At 46.2% G+C, this 19,537-nt stretch carries 17 protein-coding genes; 11 read left to right on the forward strand and 6 right to left on the reverse strand.

Annotated elements, in window-relative coordinates; genetic code table 11:
* Window positions 1-18 precede the first annotated feature (18 nt).
* The gene (locus QZW47_RS01130; protein WP_293122450.1) at window positions 19-963 is read left to right on the forward strand and encodes a phytanoyl-CoA dioxygenase family protein; all 945 of its coding nucleotides are present in this window, start codon (window positions 19-21) and stop codon (window positions 961-963) included.
* Between the two features lie 163 nt (window positions 964-1,126).
* On the opposite strand, the gene murJ is transcribed toward QZW47_RS01130, so the two are convergent.
* Complete coding sequence (gene murJ, locus QZW47_RS01135; RefSeq protein WP_293122453.1) at window positions 1,127-2,743, reverse strand: murein biosynthesis integral membrane protein MurJ; 1,617 nt, start codon at window positions 2,741-2,743, stop codon at window positions 1,127-1,129.
* A gap of 330 nt (window positions 2,744-3,073) precedes the next feature.
* On the opposite strand from murJ, the gene QZW47_RS01140 reads away from it, so the two are divergent.
* Together QZW47_RS01140 and sfsA are read left to right on the forward strand one after the other, a co-directional pair.
* Window positions 3,074-3,736 carry a glutathione S-transferase family protein gene (locus QZW47_RS01140; RefSeq protein WP_293122456.1) on the forward strand — a complete coding sequence of 221 codons (663 nt, stop codon included), beginning with the start codon at window positions 3,074-3,076 and terminating at the stop codon, window positions 3,734-3,736.
* A 209-nt stretch (window positions 3,737-3,945) separates the two neighbouring features.
* The gene (sfsA, locus tag QZW47_RS01145) at window positions 3,946-4,668 is read left to right on the forward strand and encodes a DNA/RNA nuclease SfsA (RefSeq protein WP_293122459.1); all 723 of its coding nucleotides are present in this window, start codon (window positions 3,946-3,948) and stop codon (window positions 4,666-4,668) included.
* 6 nt (window positions 4,669-4,674) lie between these two features.
* On the opposite strand, the gene QZW47_RS01150 is transcribed toward sfsA, so the two are convergent.
* The 4 genes from QZW47_RS01150 to QZW47_RS01165 all read right to left on the reverse strand — a co-directional run bounded on the left by QZW47_RS01150 (window position 4,675) and on the right by QZW47_RS01165 (window position 9,514).
* Window positions 4,675-5,082, reverse strand: coding sequence for a hypothetical protein (locus QZW47_RS01150; protein ID WP_293122462.1), 408 nt, complete (start codon window positions 5,080-5,082; stop codon window positions 4,675-4,677).
* 28 nt (window positions 5,083-5,110) lie between these two features.
* The gene (locus QZW47_RS01155) at window positions 5,111-7,198 is read right to left on the reverse strand and encodes a hypothetical protein (protein ID WP_293122465.1); all 2,088 of its coding nucleotides are present in this window, start codon (window positions 7,196-7,198) and stop codon (window positions 5,111-5,113) included.
* A 216-nt stretch (window positions 7,199-7,414) separates the two neighbouring features.
* Window positions 7,415-8,230, reverse strand: coding sequence for a helix-turn-helix transcriptional regulator (locus QZW47_RS01160; protein ID WP_293122468.1), 816 nt, complete (start codon window positions 8,228-8,230; stop codon window positions 7,415-7,417).
* Between the two features lie 450 nt (window positions 8,231-8,680).
* Window positions 8,681-9,514 carry a hypothetical protein gene (locus QZW47_RS01165; protein WP_293122471.1) on the reverse strand — a complete coding sequence of 278 codons (834 nt, stop codon included), beginning with the start codon at window positions 9,512-9,514 and terminating at the stop codon, window positions 8,681-8,683.
* A gap of 274 nt (window positions 9,515-9,788) precedes the next feature.
* Here QZW47_RS01165 and QZW47_RS01170 point away from each other — a divergent pair, with 274 nt between their 5' ends.
* From QZW47_RS01170 to QZW47_RS01205, 8 genes are all read left to right on the forward strand, one after another.
* A complete protein-coding gene (locus QZW47_RS01170) occupies window positions 9,789-11,618 on the forward strand; it encodes an NB-ARC domain-containing protein (protein WP_293122474.1) in 1,830 nt (609 codons plus the stop codon).
* 19 nt (window positions 11,619-11,637) lie between these two features.
* Window positions 11,638-12,756 carry a hypothetical protein gene (locus QZW47_RS01175; RefSeq protein ID WP_293122477.1) on the forward strand — a complete coding sequence of 373 codons (1,119 nt, stop codon included), beginning with the start codon at window positions 11,638-11,640 and terminating at the stop codon, window positions 12,754-12,756.
* Between the two features lie 129 nt (window positions 12,757-12,885).
* A complete protein-coding gene (locus tag QZW47_RS01180; protein WP_293122480.1) occupies window positions 12,886-13,470 on the forward strand; it encodes a hypothetical protein in 585 nt (194 codons plus the stop codon).
* Window positions 13,458-13,805: a hypothetical protein gene (locus QZW47_RS01185; protein WP_293122483.1), complete on the forward strand. Its 348-nt coding sequence runs from the start codon at window positions 13,458-13,460 to the stop codon at window positions 13,803-13,805. Before QZW47_RS01180 ends, QZW47_RS01185 begins: the two co-directional genes overlap by 13 nt.
* A 94-nt stretch (window positions 13,806-13,899) precedes the next feature.
* Window positions 13,900-14,448 (forward strand): hypothetical protein, encoded by a 549-nt coding sequence (locus QZW47_RS01190; protein ID WP_293122486.1) that lies wholly within the window; start codon window positions 13,900-13,902, stop codon window positions 14,446-14,448.
* A gap of 487 nt (window positions 14,449-14,935) precedes the next feature.
* The gene (locus QZW47_RS01195; RefSeq protein WP_366930777.1) at window positions 14,936-16,258 is read left to right on the forward strand and encodes a 3-isopropylmalate dehydratase large subunit; all 1,323 of its coding nucleotides are present in this window, start codon (window positions 14,936-14,938) and stop codon (window positions 16,256-16,258) included.
* 536 nt (window positions 16,259-16,794) lie between these two features.
* Window positions 16,795-17,487: an aquaporin Z gene (gene aqpZ, locus QZW47_RS01200; protein WP_293122491.1), complete on the forward strand. Its 693-nt coding sequence runs from the start codon at window positions 16,795-16,797 to the stop codon at window positions 17,485-17,487.
* A 120-nt stretch (window positions 17,488-17,607) separates the two neighbouring features.
* Window positions 17,608-18,096 carry a gluconokinase gene (locus tag QZW47_RS01205; RefSeq protein ID WP_293122494.1) on the forward strand — a complete coding sequence of 163 codons (489 nt, stop codon included), beginning with the start codon at window positions 17,608-17,610 and terminating at the stop codon, window positions 18,094-18,096.
* Window positions 18,097-18,482: 386 nt separating this feature from the next.
* Here QZW47_RS01205 and QZW47_RS01210 read toward each other — a convergent pair whose 3' ends face one another.
* On the reverse strand, window positions 18,483-19,460 hold the full coding sequence (locus QZW47_RS01210; protein ID WP_293122497.1) for a carbohydrate kinase: 978 nt from the start codon (window positions 19,458-19,460) through the stop codon (window positions 18,483-18,485).
* Window positions 19,461-19,537 lie beyond the last annotated feature (77 nt).

The following is a 19,537-nucleotide window of genomic DNA, read 5'->3' on the forward strand; positions in this document are numbered from 1 at the left end:
ACCAAAATACCGCAAACTATGAACAACATCCTGATTCAAAAATCGGAAAAATTCTGGTACAAGCTTGCCAATTATTTTCTCAGAAACTATCGATGCCTGATTCAAGACCCCCGACTGTTTTTGATGGGAAAGTTCGCTCGTTTCGAGATTGTACGCGACTGGGCGGCGATGTTGTTGAAGCATCCAACTCAATCTCCCGAAATCAGTCAAGAACACCCTTCAATTTTGGGAGAATTAGATGTATGTGCGATCGCCTCAACTATCGAAAGAGACAGTTGCTATCAAGGTCTCCAGCTACCTGAAGGCGTAGTTCAAGAACTTGTGAAATTTGCCAGTTCTACCGTTGGCTACATTAACAGAGATACCCAGCGTCCTTGGCGGTGCACAGGAACAGAACAAGTCCGTGTGGACTTACCTAAAAATGCCCGCGTTTGCAGCTATATGAGCAACGGAAAACTGTCTTCAACCCTGAAAAAGCTGGAAAAAGACCCCGGCATACTGGCTGTTGCAGCTAAATTTCTAGGTGCCGAACCAGTACACCTCGGAAGCGAAATATCGTGGAGTTTCCCGGTTCCAGCAGAAAACCACGTGCAGCAACGCCAAGCGGCCCAAGTATTTCACTACGATTTAGACGACTATCGGTTCATTAAGTTTTTTTTCTACCTTACCGATGTCGATATGTCTAGCGGGCCGCACACTTACGTTTCGGGATCTCACAAAGGCAAAAAGTTGCTGCACCAAGTTATAGGTACGCGATGTGCAGACATTGACGACGAAAAGCTCGTTGAGTTGTACGGCGAGCAAAATGTGGTGAATATCTGCGGGAAAGCTGGTTTTGGGTTTGTCGAAAATCCTCTTTGCTTTCACCGGGGAACGCAGCCAACTGAGAAACCGCGCTTGATGCTGCAAATAGAGTATACCGTTAACGACTACGGCAACATTCACGAGGCATTGGGTTACTAACTTTTTCCACCTCGCAAATCCCTAAGTCTTGTCTGTATATCGAGACTTAAGTGGGAGGAACAACAAATAATACAGACACAGCAAGCTTGAGCGCGATCGATATTTGAGGTTTAATGAGGCGGATTTACAGATAGCCTAAAACTCCAGCGTCCGGTTTTCCGATTTACTTTCTCCCAAAACGGCCGCCAATGCGATCGACAAACATATCAACTTCCGGCAACTTCATCTGATTGACAAAAAGGGCAAAAACTCCCAACCCTACGACACTTGATACAATCAACTGCACTACTTGAATTATCACACCTTCAGTACCCAAAAATATTTGACAGCAGCGCAGAGTAGCCAAAGCAGCGAAAGCAGTCAGAGAACTACCCGAAGCCAACCCTAAAAACGGCAAACTCCACTCCCCCCAAGGCAGACCCCCCAGCTTTTTATCTAATAGGTATAAAAACATAATCATCGAAACCAAATTCACTCCCACCGTCGCCAGAACTAATCCCGGCGCACCGAAAGCTCCTACTAGCAAATAATCCAGCAGTCCGTTCAAAAAGATATTGATAATACTGACCCTAAAAGGCGTATTTCCGTCTCCCAAAGCGTAAAATACCCGCACCAAAACGTCGCGGCCCAAATAAACAAACATTCCAATACTGTAAGCCATCAATACCGGGGTTACAAACTGCGAGGCTGACTGATTAAAAGCATAGCGTTCGTAAACAACGCGGACGAGCGGCCCGGCAAGTGTTACCATTAAAGCACTTAGTGGCAGCATCGTCAGCGCGCTCAAAATTAAAGCTTGACGAATTTTATCTTTTAATTCCGGCCAGTCTTCGGGATCTGTAAGGCGAGAAAAAATTGGTAAAAACGGCACTAAAATTACATTAGAAATGATGCCTAGAGGAGTCATGACTAACAAGCCTGCATAGCCCATAGCAGACGCCGCTTGAGGGATGTAGGATGCGAAAAACAAATCTGTATAAACATTAATTTGCAGCATTCCCGAGGATAAGGTAGCAGGAAGCATCACCTTCATTACTTCTTGTACTCCGGGGCGCTTAAAATTAAACCGCAAACGCAATTTTCCCAAGCCCGCGCGCCACTGCGCCACCAGTTGCACCAACCACTGCAAAACTGCTCCCGCCAAAGTTCCCCAAGCTAACACTAAGCCACCAATTACTGCGTATTGCGGCTGAGTTATTTTGTCTCCGAGTTGGAGTGCGAGAACCCCCAAACCGCCGACAAGTGCAATGCTAGAAAATAAAGGGCTGATCGAAGGCAGCCAGTACATATCGGCGGCGTTGAGAGTACCGAAACCAATGCCGATCAAGCCGGAAAGCAATGCCATCGGCGCCATAATCCGAAATTGTTGGACGGCAATTGCTTTGATTTCAAAACCTTGGGGTGTTCTATTTAATCCCGGTGCTACCAAATCGATCAGCGGATCTGCAAAAATAATTAAAGCGACTGTTACCAACAACAAGATCCCACCAACTAAGGTGGTGATTGTTTCTACTAAGGGTGCTGCTTCTTTTTGCTCGCGGCGGGATAAAACGCTGACTATGGAGCTGTGAAAGGGGCCGTTAATGCCTCCGAGCAAAATAAATAAGAAACCGGGGATGACATAGGCGTAGTTGTAGGCATCGACGGCGACACCGACTCCAAAGGCTGCTGCGATCGCAATTTGGCGTACCAATCCAAAGACTTTGCTAATCAGAGTGGCGACTGCGACAATGCCGGCAATCCCTGCTAGGGAACGAGAGGGCTTCTGGGTTTCAGACACAAATGGTTACAAACGCTAGTGCTAAAAGGCTTCACTAATTTTAATAGCAAATCTGGAAAATCATAACATGAATTCAGAAATTTTCTTGGTGCCTGGGTTTTGTGCTATGATTTTTTGGCGTTGATTCGCTGTAGTAACTACCAATTTAAAAAATATTGCTACAATTCTTAATCTCAGACAAATTATCTTTCATTTGCATAACCACCCGCCGGACACTCCACCGTGCCGTTTCCTTACAAATGAAATCCTCTAATTTCGGCAGTAGCAATATTTTTGATAACTGGTATCACTATCAAAATTTTAGTAGTTTGACTGTTAGGAGATTTGATTTTGCTGAAATTTTATTCTAATCCGCTGTCCACCAATGCTCGCCGCGTCTGGATTGCTTTGCTGGAAAAAGAGATTGAGTTTGAATTAGTATCGCTGAAATTAAACGGCGATCAGTTTCAACCGGATTTTTGGGCAATTAGCCCTTTCCACCACGTTCCGGTTTTGGCTGATGGGGATTTTAATATAATAGAAACTCTGGCTATTCTTGATTATCTGGAAGCTAAGTATCCTGCGATCCCCCTATTACCGCAAAATGCTCGGGATTTGGCGATCGTCCGCATGGTACAAATGGTTACAGTCAACGAATTGACACCAGCGCTGAGTCCCTTTGTCCGCCAGAGTTTCGGCGGCGCTGGCGAACCCGAGAAGCTGGAAAAAGCTGGACAGCAAGTGGCGACGGTACTGAGCTTTTTTGAGGAGTTGTTGGGCGATCGACCTTTTTTTGGCAGCAGCAGCGCGATTACCCTCGCAGATGTGGTGGCGGGTGTTTCCGTGATTTGGCTGCCCGAGTTAGGCCTGTCGTTGGACAATTACCCCAAATTGCAAGCTTGGGGCGATCGCTTAAATTCCCGCCCTTCTTGGCAACAAACACAAGCCAGTCCCGAATTGGTGGAAGCTTTTAAGGCGCAGATGAAACAGTTGATGAAAGGTCAAAAAAGTTAGCCTTTGAATGATTAAATCAATCATTGAATCAAGACCAACGATCGTCAATAAATATCTTGCAAAAATAGTTAGGACGGGCAAGATGCCCGTCCCACAAGAAAAAATGATTTTTGTGGAATGGGCTCTCCGGCCCGTCCCCAAATTATATAAAAAGGACTTTTGTAATCTTTTCTAATGACTAATGACTAATAACTAATGACCAATAACTAATGAACGAATTAATTTACAAATATCCACCACTTTTACCCGGAACTCTCATCAAGCGATACAAGCGATTTTTCGCCGAAATCGAACTAGATTCGGGAGAAATTATCACCGCCCACTGTCCGAATACCGGCCCGATGACTGGTGTTTTGATTCCGGGAAATCCAGTGCTGGTATCTCCCAGTGACAATCCTAAACGCAAGTTAGCTTATACTTGGGAATTAATTAAAGTTTACGACACTGTGCCAACTTGGGTGGGAGTTAATACTGGGCTGCCAAATCGAGTAATTAAATTAGCTTTGGAGTTGCGATTGTTTCCCGAGTTGGGCAACTACAGTTTAATTAAGCCGGAAGTTGTTTATGGGAAAGATAAAAAAAGTCGAGTTGATTTTTGGCTGACTGGTGGGGAAAAACCGATTTTTCTGGAAGTCAAAAATACAACTTGGGTCAAAGATACATTGGCTTTATTTCCCGATACGGTGACGGAGAGGGGACAGAAGCATTTGAGAGAATTGATTGAGGTGGTGCGGCAGGGTTCGAGGGCTGTAATGCTGTATTTTATTAATCGTGGAGATTGTAGTGATTTTGCTCCCGGGGATAGTGCCGATCGCCTTTACGGAGAATTGTTCAGACAAGCCATGAGTGAAGGTGTGGAAGTTTTGCCTTGCCGGTTTGACGTAACGCCAGAAGGTGTGCGGTATTTGGGCTTAGCAAAACTGGATGTGTGAGACTTGCTAAAGCATCGGTAACTCTTCCTTTGATGCTCGCAAATCCATTTTTCCGTCAAGAATCCACACATCAACAAAGGGAGTCTCTGACACGCGGATTTCCTCGGTCTTCCTCAGACCTCCCTGCACCGCTACCTCTAACTGAACGGTGGATTCCTCGACAGGGACTTCCACCCGATCTGCGAAAGAAATCGTCAAGTCTGTAGAGACTCCTGACTTCTGATAAACTTCCTTTCCATTGACTTTGATCGTTACGGTTTCATTGGTGAAACCGTCGCGAAGTTTGACAGTTAAGGGCACGATCGACCTCCTATTGTGTGGCCCCGTAGGAGCATGGAGTCGGCCGCGATTTGTGGCGCAGCCCGACCCCATTAGCAGAGTTACGAAGGCGATTAGCAGTTGACGGCGAAACATCAAGCTTTTTACCTTGGGGAACGGCAGATTACCATTTTCCGATCGCAATTGCCGAGAGTTTACTTAACGTCTGTTTGAGAGCTTCGTCATCGCCAGCTTTAGTCTGAACTTCAGCCAGATTTGTCAGGGTCATTTTTGCCGAAACCGGGTCGAGAACACCCGAATCTGCAACTGCCGACAGCAGCTTGGAACTTTGCTCTAACTCTGCGGGGCGTACCATCACACGGTTTTCATTTTTGTCGGTGATTGTCTTGAAGTTGCGGCTGGCGTTGATACCCTTCACCAAACGAACGTAGTTGGTCATCGCGTTGTCGGGATACTTCGCCAGAATTTCATCAAAGGCCTCGTTACCGCGCCGCAAGGATTCGTGATCGGAACCCAACAGGTAAAGCAATGTACCTTGTTCGTCGCCGATGAACAAGTCTGCCAGTTCTGCTTCGGCGGCCGTTACGGGATAGCGCACGCGAACTGTAATGATATCTGACATTACCTGCGATCCGTCCAAAGCAGCGTAGCAGGCGCGGATGCGATAGTTGCCGGGTTCTTCAAAGTAAAGCCCATCTTTGCCGTAGCCGATATAGGCGCTTTCGGCGATCGTATCATCAATACCGATGACGCTCTCGCGAGGCCCTACCAAGTGCTCGATTAACGGTTCGTAAGCCACAACTTCACCGCTGGGCTTGCGAATCACAATCTTCACCATGCTGAAGTTGGGATGCAGCCAGGTGTGGACGCGGCGCCCTCTGGCATCTGTCGTCTGGAGCATCAACTGTAGCACCACAGGCTCGCCGAGCCCAAAGTTCTTTTGGTGGGTCGATATGGTTAGCTTCAGCCCCGACTCGTCGCGCACCGGGTCAGCCATGATTTCGCGACCCAGAGCGGCCCCGACGGCGAAGTTGCTTCCGCCCATGATGACGTTGTTGCGGAATCCGTGCCGCATATGGATGACTTCCTCATTGTCAAACCCAAAGGCGAAGCTGTTCCAGAATACGGCTGGGCCACCTGGATAATTCCACGGGTAATTCATCCAAGACAGCGCATTCACTCGGTTTGGCTGAGGTGGCGAGGCGTACTGTTTTTGCCAAGAGTGCAGCAGGTTGAAACCGTGTCCGAGTTCGTGAACGTAGGTGTAGGCTTGCAATCGCAGTTGCTCTGCTGTTTCCCCGCCGATGCCAGTGTGGAAAACTGCACAGCCCTGCCGCTGTTTCCCTTGCTGGTCGAACATGATGCCGTACAGGGTGGGGCCTATTTCGTGAAGTTGCGCTGCTACTTGCCAAATCGCCCACTGCGGCTGATCTTGCCACAAGCTAAAGTGATTTTGCATGGAAGCGTGCAGTTCGGCGTTGCTCCACTGGGCATCGGCACCAGCTTCGGAGATGTTGATGACATCGCTCGCGGCCGTCGGAATCATCTCAATGCCTGCTTCTCCATAGGCGCCGACTACGCTGAGGTTGCGCGCTGGGCCTCCCGAGGGTAGCGAACCTGTGTTGTAGCTGCTGAATACGGGCGTGCTGACATCGGAAACTCGATCGGTCTCGATGTGCGCGGTGCGGAAATAGATGGACTCGAAGGCGCAAGTGTAAGTCGCTCCGGGCGAGCCGCCGGTGGTGAAAAATTGGACTGTGGCGGGTGCTTGCGGTTGAAAAATCAGCCGTCGTTCCATCGTCACCTGGACTACAGGAGCCCCAGCAGCAAAGGTAAAGCTACCGAGCCCCTTGACGGTGACTTGTGAGGCTGTCACCGTTATTGTGGGCGCATCAACGATAAACGATGCAAAATATGTTACCGTCTGGCCGCTGATTTGGTAGAAGTCGCCGCTTAAGCGTTTCATCGGCCGCGTGCGATCGACATCAACCCGAATTTCGAGTTGAAACCCGCCCACAGTACCGCGATAGCGCCCGCTGACCGGCCGTTTGGCGATCGGAATCGGGATAATCGGTATGTTAGGGAGGGCTGAGTCCACCGGTACAGTGCCAGCTATTGTCCCCACAGGCTGGGTGGGGTCGCCAGTTCCCGCCTCTATTGCTTGCGAGGCGGCTGTCTCATCTACTGACATTTCTCCTAATGAGAATTCACCATCTGTTACTTCTATAGCAGTAGGATCGTGCTGGGACATTTTGATTGCTCCATTGTTAATTTGATTGATTGATACGCCTGTCTATGACTATTGCTTCATCGCTACCGGGACATCAAAACTTCATGCAGAAGTAAGAAATAGTTTTATGTAGTTTTTCCGAAGCTGGATAACAGCGTTTGATCTAATAGTCTTCCAAATAAACTTGGCTAACAATACGACGATCCGCGTATAGGATTGTAAAGATATTGCAACAAATTACTCGGGCAGCATCCCCAATTTTTCCAGAGCAACCATCACCGCAGCCGTTCGGGTTTGTACGCCGAGTTTGCAGTGAAGGTGCTCCAAATGTTTTCGCACTGTTCCTTCAGTGCAACCGAGAACTTTAGCAATTTGAGCATTGCTTTTATCTTTGGCAATCCAGAAAAGAACCTCTGATTCGCGTTTGGTAAGTCCTAGCAATTCCAGACTACAAATAGAAAATCTTTGCAGTTCTTTTTCCTCCAACAGCAAGAGATATTGCTCGCCAATGGGTTCGGGAATCAGACGGATGCTTAACTGTTTTCCTGCTTGCTGAACGTGCAGCGGTAAACAGCTAGATGGAACATTGCCGTTGAATTTAAGCCTCGAAATTTGTTGCTGGAACCAATGTTGTAAGAGTTCTGGCAATGAGTGGGGGGCGCGGGATAAAAAATACTGGCTCAACAGTTGTTCGGCGCGTTCAGCGATAAAGTGCACCTGTCCGTCTACAGCCAAAACGATCGCACCTAAGCGATCGAACATTTGCTGGAATTGTCTCAGTATTTGCTGAACTTGGCTGAATCCTGGGTTATTTGCCTCTGCCTGAATCTGGTGGAGACTCCTGGAGTTCAGGACACAACCATCGCTCCAATCCTTGGGCACCGCCGTTTTTAAAGTATCTGGAGCTGAGCTTGTGCGATCGCCCAAAACTTCGATAGTATAATGTGTGTGGCTATATTCGTAATTTTGAGCTTCAGCTTTTGCTGGGAATTTATCAAAACTTTGAGATGTCAAAATAACGTCGTGCTGGCGACTGTGTTTCTGTGAATTCACTGGAAAATCTCCATTTGCATAAACGGTGAGAATGGCGAAACCAGATAGCCGCAGGTTACGGCTATCTCGCTCATTTCACTATCATTAATTTCTACAGCCGTAGAAATGCACTCTGAGATTTTTTTGACTGTGAACGATTTAAGTTTCTTTTTTAATTGATAACACGGGCTAGCTGTTACTTACCAGTCGCACGATCGAGTGACTTGCACTTTTTTTAATTTCGTGTTAATAGAATTCTAGAGCTCGATCGAGACTAACGCTCCACAGAAAGAAGTTAAGTTTTAAGGTGATCTGAAGAGGAATAAAATCCCTAAAGCAAAGTCAAGCATGAAAGATCGTTTTTTTATCCTAACTCAAGAAAGTGCGATGCTTTTTGCAATTTATATTGTTTTAAAATAGAATTATCAAAACCCGATCGCGATCGCAAATCGGGTTGAGTGCAACTATTTTTTAGTTGGAGAGCGATCGCCTTTTAAACTTGAAGGCAAATAAAGCCAGTCCTGCACCTGCAACAGCGGTGGCAGCAATATTGCTGGGTTCTGGCACTGCTTCGGCAATGCTGAGGGCATTAATTCCCAAGGCGCGATTCCCCTCAGAACTGCTATAAACGAGTCGCGAAATGTTGGCAACATCGCTGCGAACACCGAAAAACTGAGCCGAATTATCGAGTGCTAATGAGGATGTTCCTTGTCTTGAGAAGCTTCCTAATAAATTATTAGCGCTGTCAAATGCTGCGATCGATGCCGTGAATAACAGCGCATCATCTACCGCTAGTTGCGTCCCCGCTGCGGCTACAGGGCGATCGAAGGTAATTGTCAGCGGGCCTGGGTTTCCCAGGGCTGGCGGCGGGCCTGGTCTTAAACCGGTCAACAAAATGAAATCGCCCTTAGCAAAATTGGTGGGAATACCGGGCGAGGGTAAGGTTTGAAAAACTAAAGGGGGTGTGACTCCTGGCGTTGTAGCTTGGGGAATATTGACACTGATTCCGAGTCCTCCTTCAGAAGTGACTGAGAAGGAGTTGGGCAATATTTTGAACGGGGGCTGGACTGGCCCTAAACTCGACCAATCAAGGCGATCGCTCGCTCCCAATGCAGCGCGATCGCTCACAAATGTAATATTAGCAGCTTGAACGGGCGGTGCTAACAGGATGAGCAGAGTGCCGATCGCAGTTCCCACAGCGGATGTTTTGAGCGATCGCATTTTTTTTGCGATCGGTAAATATTCTGGTGGGCGATCGTTTGGTAATAGCTGTACTTTGAAATGTTGAACTTTGTCGCAAATCATAGTAATTTCTCCTTGCAACCTGTACACAAAATATTACAAAATTTTGGCACGACCAAAATTTTGTAATATTTAAATTAGGTCGATGTCTAATATACTTGACGTTCTAATAATTCACTCTAATTATTTAACAACATATAATATTACGCATACTTTCGTAAGGTGAAGGTCGTTACGATCGATCCCAAATCCCAAATCCCAAATCGAAATGACGTTTTTAATCCCAAGTAGCAAAAAACTTGTCATAATAGACAAAAGCTTCTTTATATAGACTCTTATGCCCTGTGCCGTTATTCTGACTGCTCTCCCAGTTGAGTACCTCGCCGTTTGTGTCCATCTGTCCAGTCTTGAAGAAGAGATTCATCCGCAGGGGACGATTTATGAGCGAGGAAAGTTCGACTCGTCTAAAGGTGCGTGGGATGTGGGTATCGTCGAAATAGGAGCCGGCAATCCTGGTGCAGGAATGGAGGCTGAAAGAGCGATCGCCCATTTCAACCCTGATGTTATTCTCTTTGTCGGAGTGGCTGGGGGAATTAAAGATGTAGCCCTCGGTGATGTTGTCGCGTCTACTAAAGTCTATGGGTACGAGTCAGGGAAAATAGAACAAACTTTTAAACCCAGGCCTGAAATCGGCTTGTCAGCTTATAGTCTAGAGCAACGAGCCAGAGCCGAAGCCAGGAAGGGTGACTGGCTGAAAAGATTATCTGTTCCTCCTCAGCCAAACCCGCGCGTCTTGGTTGCGCCAATCGCGGCGGGTGAGAAAGTGATTGCCTCGACGAAATCGGAGGTTTTTCAATTTTTGCGATCGAACTATGGGGATGCCGTTGCCGTTGAAATGGAAGGATTTGGTTTCCTGGAAGCAGCGCGGGCCAATCAGCAGGTATCTGCGATGGTGATTCGGGGAATTTCTGATTTGATTAACAACAAGGCTAAGGTGGATAAGGCAGGTTATCAAGAAATTGCTGCCCGTCACGCTAGTGCGTTTGCCTTCGAGCTATTAGCTAAGTTCAAACCCACTGCTCCACAAATTTCTAAAGTTGAAAAAACCATAAATAATATGCCTGGAGGGTTGATTCCTCATCGTCGCTGTCGGGAGGTTTTTGGGCGAGAAGAACTGGTAGAAGAAGTATTGAATCGCTTGAAAAATCCTCAAGAGGCTCCCATTCTCTGTCTGGGCGGTGTGGCGGGATATGGAAAAACAGAAGCTGCTACCTGTGTTGCTAGAGATGCGATCGCTCAGTCAGTCGTTGAGGACGTTCTGTGGGTTTCTGTTCGAGAGAGTGAATTGTCTGATACTTTCATTACTGCCAATAATTCCAACGCACTGTTTCAATGGGAAGAGTTGTTGTACAAACTTTCAATACAACTGGATTGTACCGCCGATCGGGAATCCGTTCAGAAACGTCTTCGCGAACGTAAATGGTTAGTGGTGTTGGACAATGCGGAAACCTCCGATTTGTACGACATCCTGTCCAAATTGGTGAAGATGCTAGATCCGAGTCGGGTATTGCTAACCAGTCGCGTGAATACTCCTATACAATATGTCACCGTCCTTGATTGTCCGGGATTGTCAGAATTTTGGTCGCGACAGTTACTTTTGGACGAAGCGAACCATCAGAAAATTTCTGCGCTGCTCCAGGCCAGTGAACCTCAGATGTATCGCCTGTATGAGTTGTCTTGCGGTGCGCCATTAGCCTTGCACTTTATTGTCGGGCAAGTTCGGGATGATGAAGTTCTCGATCCAGTGCTAGATGCGCTAGAGAAAGCAGATGGACAGGTTGAGGTATTTTATCGATTTACTTTGGAAACTGCTTGGCAAAGAATGTCTGAGACTTCCAAACTATTTTTGTGTTATATGGCGAAAAGAAATGCTGGAGTACCGTTTGAGGAGTTACAGGGTGTACATCCAGTGACTTCGACTGAAGCGAAAGAAGCCCGCAATCAATTACGTCGTTGGTCGATGATTCTCCCTGGTAATGGCAATCAAAGATATGACCTTCATCCTTGGGTGCGACGAAGCGTAAGAAGTAACTTACAGGCTAATTGGGAAGATCCATCCCCACCTGATGATCTCGATCGAAGGATTCGATGGAAATATGGCATTTGACACATCGGAGAAGAAGAGAATGAATATAGACCTAAAAAGTGAAGAAGACCGTGTTAATCTATTGCCAGATTTTATCGAAATTCGGGAGAAATGCCTATCAAATTCACCAAAGAATTCGCCAAATAGCAATTATTACTTTAACCAGCTTATAAAAATCTGGGATCTTAACAGTGAGATTCTTTGGGCGCAGGGGTACTGGGAAGATTACCGAAAGTACGGGGAGATAGCACTTGATTGTGCAACCAAACTCAACAAACGGGATATTGAGGGGCGTATTCTGAACGAGTTGGGCTGGGCACAGATGGAGCAAGAAAACTTTGATATAGCTCAACGTTGCTTCTCGGATTCATTACAAGTGTTTGAGGAGATAGGTGATCGCGTTGGTCAAGGACAGTCTATTCGTTATATGGGTGTTTTACACTTTCGTCGCCACTATTTCGGCTTAGCATTGAAGAGTTATTTGGAAGCAATGAAAATGGCACAGGATGGGCTGAAGCTTGACCCCCTGAATCAACGTCTGTTGCATCAGGAATCGGAAATTCACAATCTGCTGGGGAATTTTTATTTTAGGCTATGGAATATCAAAGCCAGCCGTCGTGAATTAGTGGCGGGGTTGCGCGGGTTCAGAACATTACACAAGCTCTATGTTGCACCTACTCCAACCTCTTCTTCAACTCCAAACTCTTATTCTTATCTTTATTTCCAGTCAGCACCGCTATTGACTCTGGGACGTGTTGCCATGCTGAGCGGCCAATATCGTAAAGCGGAACGCTATTTCAAGCGTTGCGTTCTGCTCTGTAAACGGATCGATCGCCCCGATACGAAAGCAGGAGTGTTATTCCGAATGGCTGAATTGGCTAAGTTGCAGGGAAAAAACAAAAAAGCTGAGAAATTGGCAAAGAAAGCTGGGCATTTTGCGGAGAAGGAGATACCATCGTTGCAAAAGCGAACTCAGAATTTTCGGTTTCAACAGCAGGGCAATCGAAGAAAACAGTTCAAAGCGGTATTCGATAAAATCAGGATGGTAGTGACATTGAGCATCGATCTACTGTTCTATGCACCTCTTGTTTTGCTTCAATCGATTGGCTACTATACTTTGTTTATAATGGCGAAACTCGCAGCTAAGATGAGGCGCTGATATCCATCTTTTGTGATTAAAATCTTCTTCCATAATAAAGCTTAGATCGCGCACAATAGCTGTAAAACCAGATCGAAGAACCAAATGACTGAAGACCATATGCTGTAAGATTCTGGGGATGCGATCGCCATGCCATCTCCTCTGATGACCGACATTAACCCAATTAAAACCCTCTCCCTCAACGACCTCCGCCAGAACAAACCAGAACGTCCAGGCTGGTCGCTCACCTTCGGAGCCATCTGTGCAGATGCAGCCGCCGTTTGCCTCGAAGAGCAAGGACATTCTATCCCTGTGACGCTGCAAATCGACGGGATTCAATCCTGTGAAATCCAAATTCAAGCAGATGCGATCGATGATACTATCCGTCGCTTCAACGCCGATCGGGAAGTTGCCACTGAATATGGAGCCTACGGGATCGCGGCTCTCATCATGCCTCATCTCACTGGACTTACCATCATCGAACGCTCTGTCAAAGGCAAAGACTTGGGTTTCGACTTTTGGCTTGGCTCACTCGAAGATCCAGGCACGCTATTTCAGCGCAAAGCCCGCTTAGAAGTCTCCGGGATGCGTCAAGGTTCTGACAGCCAGCTCCAAGCCAGAGTTAACATAAAATTAGAACAAATTCGCCCTTCAGATGAAGTAGCTCCAGGCTATGTGTCTGTAGTCGAGTTCGGCACTCCCAAAGCACGGATCGTCAAAAAATGCAGACAGTAGAAGCCCTTCACCACGAAGCAATGGAGCTGGTCGATCGAGCCGTTCTCGCCCGTCAGTGCGGCGATCGCGACCAAATGACTGCACTCACGAGAGCCGCCTTTGCCAAAGAACGCGCCGCAGCGGATTTAGTCGCCAACGAATGGGATTTTGAACCAACTCGTTCTGTACTGCATCGCAGCGCCGCCGTACTTGCCATTGAGTGCGCTCAACTTCGGGAAGCGGAACGGCTGATCGGGCGCGCCCTCGCAGGCAACCCTCCCGCCGATATTGCTGATGAACTGCGTGACTTGCTGATACAAGAAATTTACTCCCAGCGCCAAGCGATTGGAGTTTAATCTATCTTAAGTAATTGAAAAAATGGCATGACTTGCCAGTCATTAACCGACTGGCGATCGCGCACAATAACAGTAAAAGTAATCCGAGGACAAAATGACCGAAGACCCGATCCTAAAAGTCTGGCTACTAGAATACGACAAACTCAAAGCCGAGCAAACCCAGCGAATTGGCTTCCGAGACAACCTCCTCTACGTCACATTAGGTTTGTTCGGTACAGTTGTGTCCTTTGCAGTTTCCAACTCCGCCAACTACTACGCTTTTCTACTCCTCCCCTGGGCTTCCTTGATTCTCGGCTGGACGTACCTAATCAACGATGAAAAGATCAGTGCGATCGGGCGATATATTCGGCTCACGTTAGTTGAAAAGGTCAAAGAAAAGATCGGACACGCAGACGTAGAATCTCTATTTGGCTGGGAAATTGCCCACCGGAGCGATCAAAGGCGATCGCGCCGCAAGATCGAGCAACTGATTGTTGATGAAATTACCTTTGTCCTGTCAGGAATCGTTGCCCTGACTTTTTTTTGGTTCTTAGTACCTGGCGCGGCTTTAGCAATCCATATTTTGGGTGGGATTGAGCTAATCCTGCTCCTAATCTTGGGTTGGGAAATTATCGTCTACGCCGACTTGGCAAAGGGGCGATAAATCTCTCGATTGGCGAGGGCTACAACTCACAGGTAAATTGTGCAAAAAGTGTAGATTTATTCATAAATAATTTAGTAATATTTCTACTTAAATCAAAGATTAAATCTGACATTTCTGTAGATTAATTCCGGTTAAATTTGGAAAAATATTGAGGGTAATTATTGTCAATATTTCTCTGATTTAGTCTCTGACGATCTAACGATTGACTGGAAAATCTGGTGCCGAAAATAGCTGAATATGACCCAATACGGTTCATTTAAGACTATCCTAAAGGCAAAACGATGTGAAAAATAGACTCTGCGATTGCTTCGTTCCTCGCAATGACAACTCCTAACTGAACAGTATTGGAATATAACACTTGTGGGTTTCAGTCTTCAGTTGAAAATAACGATCCGAGACATTTCCCTATCTCAGTATCTTCGGTAACAGGGAATGTTTCGCTTACAATACAGTTATGTAGCATCTAATCAAAAAGAGCGATCGAACTATGGGAATGACCCTGACCGAAAAAATCTTAGCCAAAGCATCAGGCCGCACTAAAGTCGAGCCCGGAGAAAATATTTGGGTAGAAACAGACGTGTTGATGACTCACGATGTCTGTGGCCCCGGCACGATCGGCGTTTTCAAGCGAGAATTCGGCGACAATGCTAAAGTGTGGAATCCCGACAGCATCGTCTTAATTCCCGACCACTATATTTTCACCAACGATGAACGCGCTAACCGCAACGTCGATATTCTCCGCGATTTTGCCAAGGAACAAGGCATAAAATACTTTTACGACATCACAGATCGATCGGACTTCAAAGCAAATCCCGACTATAAAGGAGTTTGCCACATCGCCCTCGCCCAAGAAGGCCACACGCGGCCGGGGGAAGTGCTTTTCGGCACAGATTCCCACACTTGCAATGCCGGCGCTTTCGGACAATTTGCCACCGGTATCGGCAATACGGACGCCGCTTTTATCATGGGAACCGGCAAACTCCTAATCAAAGTTCCCGCAACCATGCGCTTTGTACTGAATGGTGAACTGCCGGATTATTTGTTAGCAAAAGACCTGATTTTGCAGATTATTGGTGATATTAGTGTTGCCGGTGCTAACTACCGCACGATGGAATTTGCGGGCGATACAGTCGATCGTTTGACGATGGAAGAACGGATGACGCTGTGCAATATGGTGATTGAAGCTGGTGGCAAAAATGGCACGGTGGCTGCGGACAAAACCACGTTTGATTACGTTAATCCTCGCACTAATGTGCCGTTTGAGGCATTTTACACTGATGCGGATGCTACATTTTATAGCGATCGCACCTACGATGTCAGCAAATTAGAACCGGTCGTCGCCAAACCCCACTCGCCCGACAACCGCGACTTGGCCCGCAATTGCCGCGATGTCAAGATCGATCGAGTTTACATCGGTTCCTGCACCGGTGGCAAAACCTCCGACTTTTTGAGTGCCGCCCGCATTCTCAAAGGAAATCAAGTCAAAGTTCCGACATATTTAGTACCAGCAACTCAGAAAGTTTACGAAGATTTGTTTGTCACTAAATACGACGGTCAAACTCTGTCGGAAATCTTCTTAGCAGCAGGCTGCATCGAACCCGCAGCGCCTTCTTGCGCCGCTTGTTTGGGCGGGCCAAAAGATACCTTTGGGCGGATGAACGAACCGGAGATTTGCGTGTCTACAACTAACCGCAATTTCCCCGGCCGGATGGGGAACAAAGAAGCGCAAGTTTATCTCGCTTCGCCTTACACGGCGGCGGCTTCGGCGCTGACTGGACACGTCACAGATCCGCGCGAATTCCTGCGTTAGAAAGTAGCTGGTGTCGAGTATGCCGCAACCCTGGAAGGCTGTTGTGGCATACTTACAAGATGAATGTAAGCTGGTTAATGCGGATGTTTTGGCTGTAAGTGCGATCGGCTTGCACAGCAAAAATCAGTAAAAGTGCGATCGGCAAGTTAGCCAAGAACCCAAGTGAATTATTCTGAATTGAATTACTACTAGCTTGCCCAATTTATACAAAAAATAGGCTAAGTATTGACAATTTAATCCCACATTATATAAATAAGCAGTTAAGTATTTATAATTAATTGCAACAATTTATACAATAAAATAGCTAAGTGTTGACATTTTTTTTATAAAATAGTAAGCTTTGAGCGGATTTATTGATTCCAAATTCCGCAATTTCAGTTAATCCCATACACGTTCTAAAATTTAGAGTTACACATCATTAAAGGTTTCCCTTAGTATTGCGGCGCTGGCGGGAAAAAATGTAGCTCCAATTTAGAGAATTTCAGATTTAGTCAGGGTGCATAATTGACCTATCTAAAACTTTAGAGAGTGTGAGCATGAACAAAAAAATAAAGATTGGAGTTGCTGAAGCTTTAGGCACTTTTGTGCTGGTATTAGGTGGATGCGGCAGTGCAGTTTTAGCTGGAGACAAAATCGGCTTTTTGGGAGTGTCGATCGCCTTTGGTTTGTCTCTCTTAATCATGGCTTATACGATCGGGCCGATCTCTGGCTGCCACATCAATCCAGCGGTAAGCATCGGTTTAGTAGTTGGCAAACTGATCGATGCTGTTATGCTTCCTTATTATATAGGAGGTCAGATTTTAGGAGGACTTTTAGGCGGTCTTGTTTTGTACATGATAGCATCAGGAAAACAAGGTTTTGATGCCGCTGCTTCGGGATTTGCTTCCAACGGCTTTGGAGAACATTCTCCCACAGGTTACGGACTTTTAGCAGCAGCTTTGACCGAAATTGTACTGACGGCTTTTCTGTTATTTACCATCATGGGCACTACTCACCCCAAATATCCCGTTGGTTTGGGCGGAATTCCGATCGGCTTGATGCTAGTGTTGATTCACTTAGTCGGAATTCCCGTAACCAATACTTCAGTTAACCCCGCTAGAAGTATCGGTGTGGCTATCTTTCAAGGCACCTGGGCAATCCAACAGTTGTGGGCGTTTATTATATTCCCGATCGTTGGTGGAATTATCGGCGTTTTGGCTTATAACTTAATTAAGCCCACGATGGAATAAATTTAATCTATAATTAGAAATAGACTGGGTTTCTGGAAGTTTTTCTGGTGTAGGATTTATCAGAAAAATTCAGAAACTCGGTTTGTCAATCGAATCCCAAGTATTCGGTAAATAAGCGCAATGATTGTGATGGTGATGGGAGTCTCGGGTTCGGGTAAAACTACTGTTGGCAAGTTGCTAGCGGAATCTCTGAATTGGGATTTTAGCGATGCCGATGATTTTCACCCGCCAGCGAACATCGATAAAATGAGTCGGGGCATTCCTTTAGAAGATGGCGATCGCCTGCCTTGGCTGTTGCAATTGCAAGCTACAATAGACAGGTGGCTGTTGGAAAATAAAAATGTGGTGTTAGCTTGTTCTGCTTTAAAAGCATCTTACCGCGAAATGCTCTGCCGAGACAAGCAGCGGATGAAAATAGTTTATCTCAAAGGTGATTTTGATCTATTCGCAACCCGCTTAAAAAATCGCGAAAATCACTACATGAAAGTAGACTTGCTGTCAAGTCAGTTCGCTACTCTCGAAGAACCAAAAGATGCAATTATTATAGATGCTTCCCAGCAATTAGAGGTAATGGTGCACCAGATTCAAAATCATCTGACCTGTGATTAATTCCCCATAAAAAACAGGTTCGTAGTGAGGACTTTAGTCCTTCTTTATTGTGATTAATTCCATAAAAAACAGGTTCGTAGTGAGGACTTTAGTCCTTCTTTCTGCGGACTAATACCATTTTTCTAAAAATGCAATAGAGATAAACGACCGTTGGACATTGTAATTATCTCCTTGACCTTTTCATAAAACTCTATCATAACTTTAAAAAAATGGTATAAGGTTCGTAGTGTGGAATGCAAGTCCGCAATAAGAGCGGACTTGCATTCCACACTACGAACCATTTTTGTTTTTGTAATTATTTCCTTTACCAGGTTCGTAGTGAGGACTTTAGTCCTTCTTTATGCGGACTAAAGTCCTCACTACGAACCAAAGAGAGGTTTAGTGTGCTAATTTTTGTATAAATATAAGAAAGCTTCTACTTCAGCGGCGGTTGGTTGTGCTGCAATTGCCCCAGGCTTCATCGTTGTCATCGCACCGACTGCGCTGGCATAAGTTACAACTTTTTTGGCTATTTCTGGATTGGCTAAATTCTTAATTCCATACTTGCACAACTGCCGCACAAAACCAGCGACAAACCCGTCGCCGGCACCTGTTGTATCCTCAACATCTACTGCAAAAGCGGCGATTTTTCCTTCATTTTCCGACATACAATAGGAACAACCTTTATCGCCCGCTGTGACTAAAACGCCTTCTACGGAATCGAGACGGTAGGTAATAGCCCCAGCGTCGCTAGTTCCAAACAACCACTCGGCTTCTTCGTCAGATAATTTGAGAAAATCTACTTTTTTTAAGAGTTGTATGATGCGCGCTTTTGCTTCGTCTGGATTTGGCCAAAACACCGGACGCCAATTGATGTCAACTATAATTTTAACATCGTAACGTTCTGCTAGTTCGATCGCTCTTTCTACAGCCTCCCGACTTTCAGGATAAGCTAATTCTAAAGTGCCGAGCACTAAAAACTCCGCATTTTCAAACAGCACCTCCGGGATTTGGGCAGCCTGGAGGCGGGTATCGGCAAAATCCGCAGTATCCAATTTACCAAAACCGGCAAAAGATCGATCGCCCGCTTGATTCCGCAAGACATAAACTTGTCGCGTCGGCGCACTAGGATGGCGCTGCACTCCAGCGGTATCAACCCCTACTTCTTCCAATACCTGAACTAAGGAATCCCCCAATTCATCCCCACCTACAGCACCAATAAATCCCGCCGCCGTCCCCAATTTAGCCAAAGCACAGGCAACATTTGCAGGGGCACCGCCGGGATACGGCGTCCAAGATTCTACCTCTTCGAGAGATACTCCTGGTTCGTCTGCTAAACAATCAAATAAAATTTCACCCAGACACACAACGCGAGGAGAAGTCATATGGATTTTAGATTTTAGATTTTAGATTTTAGATTTTAGAGCAGCAGCAGACAAGTCAATAATTATTTTTAACCCAT

The organism is Microcoleus sp. bin38.metabat.b11b12b14.051 (genome assembly GCF_013299165.1).
Taxonomy (GTDB): Bacteria; Cyanobacteriota; Cyanobacteriia; order Cyanobacteriales; family Microcoleaceae; genus Microcoleus.

Excerpts from the sequence above, each read along its gene's own strand:
- QZW47_RS01130 (WP_293122450.1), top strand. The coding sequence starts at position 19 with ATGAACAACATCCTGATTCAAAAATCGGAAAAATTCTGGTACAAGCTT.
- sfsA (WP_293122459.1), top strand. The coding sequence starts at position 3,946 with ATGAACGAATTAATTTACAAATATCCACCACTTTTACCCGGAACTCTC.
- QZW47_RS01150 (WP_293122462.1), bottom strand. The coding sequence starts at position 5,082 with ATGTTTCGCCGTCAACTGCTAATCGCCTTCGTAACTCTGCTAATGGGG.
- QZW47_RS01155 (WP_293122465.1), bottom strand. The coding sequence starts at position 7,198 with ATGTCCCAGCACGATCCTACTGCTATAGAAGTAACAGATGGTGAATTC.
- QZW47_RS01165 (WP_293122471.1), bottom strand. The coding sequence starts at position 9,514 with ATGATTTGCGACAAAGTTCAACATTTCAAAGTACAGCTATTACCAAAC.
- QZW47_RS01170 (WP_293122474.1), top strand. The coding sequence starts at position 9,789 with ATGCCCTGTGCCGTTATTCTGACTGCTCTCCCAGTTGAGTACCTCGCC.
- QZW47_RS01175 (WP_293122477.1), top strand. The coding sequence starts at position 11,638 with ATGAATATAGACCTAAAAAGTGAAGAAGACCGTGTTAATCTATTGCCA.
- QZW47_RS01180 (WP_293122480.1), top strand. The coding sequence starts at position 12,886 with ATGCCATCTCCTCTGATGACCGACATTAACCCAATTAAAACCCTCTCC.
- QZW47_RS01185 (WP_293122483.1), top strand. The coding sequence starts at position 13,458 with ATGCAGACAGTAGAAGCCCTTCACCACGAAGCAATGGAGCTGGTCGAT.
- QZW47_RS01190 (WP_293122486.1), top strand. The coding sequence starts at position 13,900 with ATGACCGAAGACCCGATCCTAAAAGTCTGGCTACTAGAATACGACAAA.
- QZW47_RS01195 (WP_366930777.1), top strand. The coding sequence starts at position 14,936 with ATGGGAATGACCCTGACCGAAAAAATCTTAGCCAAAGCATCAGGCCGC.
- aqpZ (WP_293122491.1), top strand. The coding sequence starts at position 16,795 with ATGAACAAAAAAATAAAGATTGGAGTTGCTGAAGCTTTAGGCACTTTT.
- QZW47_RS01205 (WP_293122494.1), top strand. The coding sequence starts at position 17,608 with ATGATTGTGATGGTGATGGGAGTCTCGGGTTCGGGTAAAACTACTGTT.
- QZW47_RS01210 (WP_293122497.1), bottom strand. The coding sequence starts at position 19,460 with ATGACTTCTCCTCGCGTTGTGTGTCTGGGTGAAATTTTATTTGATTGT.